At 43.1% G+C, this 2,448-nt stretch carries 5 protein-coding genes; all 5 read right to left on the bottom strand.

All coding sequences use genetic code 11. The features are described 5' to 3' along the window. On the bottom strand, positions 1 to 323 hold a 323-nt coding region (locus PCORN_RS16715), incomplete at its 3' end, for a 3-hydroxyacyl-CoA dehydrogenase NAD-binding domain-containing protein (RefSeq protein ID WP_036082692.1). 81 nt (positions 324 to 404) lie between these two features. Beyond that, positions 405 to 1,097: a glycosyltransferase family 2 protein gene (locus tag PCORN_RS16710; RefSeq protein ID WP_338151790.1), complete on the bottom strand. Its 693-nt coding sequence runs from the start codon at positions 1,095 to 1,097 to the stop codon at positions 405 to 407. 7 nt (positions 1,098 to 1,104) lie between these two features. Then, the gene (locus tag PCORN_RS16705; RefSeq protein WP_036082691.1) at positions 1,105 to 1,344 is read right to left on the bottom strand and encodes a helix-turn-helix domain-containing protein; all 240 of its coding nucleotides are present in this window, start codon (positions 1,342 to 1,344) and stop codon (positions 1,105 to 1,107) included. A gap of 18 nt (positions 1,345 to 1,362) precedes the next feature. Then, positions 1,363 to 2,028 (bottom strand): YveK family protein, encoded by a 666-nt coding sequence (locus PCORN_RS16700; RefSeq protein ID WP_159102636.1) that lies wholly within the window; start codon positions 2,026 to 2,028, stop codon positions 1,363 to 1,365. Continuing rightward, a partial coding sequence (locus PCORN_RS16695; protein WP_036082690.1) for an O-antigen ligase family protein occupies positions 2,025 to 2,448 on the bottom strand: 424 nt, incomplete at its 5' end. The genes PCORN_RS16700 and PCORN_RS16695, both read right to left, overlap by 4 nt.

Here is a 2,448-nt window from a genome sequence, read left to right as displayed (position 1 = left end):
GAACCAATTTCTTGTGCAACCTGATATACCGCCGCCAAATTCGCTGAGCCATCTTCGTTTTCCGGCGTTCCCACGCCAATCACAATCGCCTCGGCATCCGCGTAAGCACGAGCCCCATCCGTCGTAAACTGTATCCGCCCTGCCGCCAACTGTTCCTGTAACAACGCTTCTAAACTAGGTTCAAAAATCGGCGAAATCCCTGCCGTCAGCCCTGCCATTTTCATTGCGTCTACATCCACCGCTGTAACCGTATGCCCGTGATGCGCGAAGCCTACCGCAGAAACCAAACCAACATACCCGACACCTGCAACTGCTATTTTCATCCTATTCGTCCTCTCCTCTTCCATAAGGCATGGCCCACGTAACAACTGAAAACGTAACTCGCATAGACGAGTGATAAGCCTTCATGTTTCCGGTACATCTGCCAGTTTTTTTTGAAGCATTCTCCATTTATTACTCGATAACGACGCCGCGCTCACCCGATAATACGCGAGCGGTTCCGCCATTCCATACGCAAATTCCTGTTCCTTCAAAATGGCCAACCACGTCGCCGTATCCTGTCGCGCCCGCAACAATGGCATGCGGAAATCACCAACTTTTTCCCGATCAATCACCACCGTCAAACACCCAATAATCGTATTTTTCAGCAGTTGTCGATAGTTCATTTTCTCCGGCACAGGCACCGTCCGTTTAACCGCTGTCGGTTGCTCCTCAAACACATGATACGCCGTAAACGTAAAGCCATAATCGTTCGCCCTCATAAACGCCAGTTGCTTCTCCAACTTCTTTGGATGCCACACATCATCACTATCCAAAAACGCCACAAACCGCCCCCGCGCCCGACTCAATCCCTCATTCCGCGCAAAGCCAGAACCACGATTCTCCGTCAATAAAACCAGTTGAATCCGCGCATCCCGTTCCGCTATTTCCCGCAACATGTCCCGCGTTTCGTCCGTCGAACAATCATCCACCACCAACAGCTCCCAATCCTGATAGCCCTGTTGTTGAATGCTCGCAATACTTTCCTCCAAAACCGCACTACTATTGTAGGTTGGCATAATAATGCTCACTATATCCGCTTGATATCCTTGCCTCATAAAACACCTATCCTTCTTGAATTGGCCCATATTTTTGGCGCAACCATGGCTGTTGTCGTTTACGCTCACTGATTTCATCCGCATAATACAACACCGCCGAACCTTTGCGTATCTTCTGAATCTTCCCGCGTGCTACAAGCGAATGAAAGCATTGTTTCGATACACCCAAATAATCAATGGCTTCCTGCGTTGATAAAAACAAGCTATTGAGTAATAACAACTGCTCCTCATATTTTTGTGTCGCCATATTTCCTGATCCCCCCTCTTATATTTCTGGAATCGTCACAATAACTGGCAAACTCGTTACATCTTCAAAATCCTTCACTTTCTTAAAAGTACTTTTCAGAGATTCTCTTACTACAAAAACGGCCAGACTGACAAACAAAGCCATCACAAAAGATAAAATCATATAAATTCGAATTTTAGATGTTGTTAAGTTCTCGCTGAGTTCTGCATCTGATAAAGTATTCACATTGTCAATATTCATCAATTTCGGTACCTCTTTTTCCATCGATAATGCCAAGGTTTCCGAAATTTTCTTTGCATTTTTAGGATTTTCTTGTTCGACATGAATAGAAATAACTTTAGACTCTTTCTCATTCTGTACACTAATCGCTTTTCGCAATTCAGGAACACTGATTGAAAGATTAAGCCGCTTAATCACATCGGACAAAATCACTTTACTCTGTAAAATAACGTTATACGTATTCACCAATTGCGTGTTAGAATCCGTACTTTGATAACTGTCCGTTTCCTTAGCTACGCTTTTTGGATTAATTAAAAGTTGTACAGACGCATCATATTTGGGCGCCATAAATTGATGACTAACAACACCAACAAAGCACATTACAACAGTTGCAACAATAAGAGATAGTATTACTTTTTTACGTATAATGCTAAATATACTTATTAGGGATAACTCTTGTTTCATTTTCTCCATCCTTTACATCGATCCATATTTGCTTCCGTTTCCTTCAAACTCCTCGCAACGAGTGCAAAGAAGAAGAAAAATATTTCATTCAAAACTAGCGACAATGACGTCATCATCGATAAATAACCTATTAAAGCAATTAGTAGCCACCATTGTTCTCTATCCACCAAAGCCGCTTTCACTAGTGTCCACATAATTGCAATAATCGCAACCACATAAAGCATCATCCCAAGAATGCCTGTTTCCACTAATATTTCTAAAAAGGAATTATGCATGAAAATCGCTTTTCCAGCTGAAAAAGAATGATAGGCTTGAAAATTGAAAGAACCAATCCCAAACAGCGGTTTATCTATAAAATACGCGAGCCCATCCGTCCAAATATCGAACCGGCCACTTCCGCCATCTTCACCCACCGTTCCA

The organism is Listeria cornellensis FSL F6-0969 (genome assembly GCF_000525855.1).
GTDB lineage: Bacteria > Bacillota > Bacilli > Lactobacillales > Listeriaceae > Listeria_A > Listeria_A cornellensis.
Note: the sequence above shows the minus strand (reverse complement) of the source record. Positions and strands in the feature narration are given on the sequence as shown.

Coding starts and splice junctions, on each gene's coding strand:
- PCORN_RS16710 (WP_338151790.1), bottom strand. CDS start 1,097: ATGAGGCAAGGATATCAAGCGGATATAGTGAGCATTATTATGCCAACC.
- PCORN_RS16705 (WP_036082691.1), bottom strand. CDS start 1,344: ATGGCGACACAAAAATATGAGGAGCAGTTGTTATTACTCAATAGCTTG.
- PCORN_RS16700 (WP_159102636.1), bottom strand. CDS start 2,028: ATGAAACAAGAGTTATCCCTAATAAGTATATTTAGCATTATACGTAAA.